Origin of the sequence: Pseudomonas sp. E45-MNA-CIBAN-0222 (assembly GCF_040310405.1) — a bacterium.
Classification (GTDB): domain Bacteria; phylum Pseudomonadota; class Gammaproteobacteria; order Pseudomonadales; family Pseudomonadaceae; genus Stutzerimonas; species Stutzerimonas stutzeri_AC.
In genome coordinates this window covers 1-280 of sequence record NZ_JBEOPU010000070.1, presented here as the reverse complement: position 1 = coordinate 280, position 280 = coordinate 1, and the positions used below count along the sequence as shown (strand labels likewise).

1 protein-coding gene is annotated in these 280 nt (G+C 62.1%); it reads right to left on the bottom strand.

Annotated elements, in window-relative coordinates:
- Positions 1-69: 69 nt before the first annotated feature.
- On the bottom strand, positions 70-280 hold a 211-nt coding region (locus tag AAEZ08_RS22810), incomplete at its 5' end, for a putative ATP-dependent zinc protease (protein ID WP_500125161.1).

The window sequence follows — 280 nt, the reverse complement described above, 5'->3', positions numbered from 1 at the left end:
ATATGAGGCATGGCGTCCGAGCACTGGGGAGCAAAGGTGAACCGTGCCGGATGCCTCATCCGGCGTCAATCAGCAGTCGGGTTTGTCGGCGGTATAACGTCGGGCCGGGTTCACGGCGGCACCGAACTCACGCAGGGCCTTGGCGCCGATCAGCAGCGGGTAGTTGAAGCTGCTGCGGTCGGTCAGGTTGACCTCGACGGTGCGTTTGACGTTGCCCAGGCACATTTCCAGATCGACCACCGGGCGTTTGGCAACGCTGGCGTCATCCTTGTCTTCATCC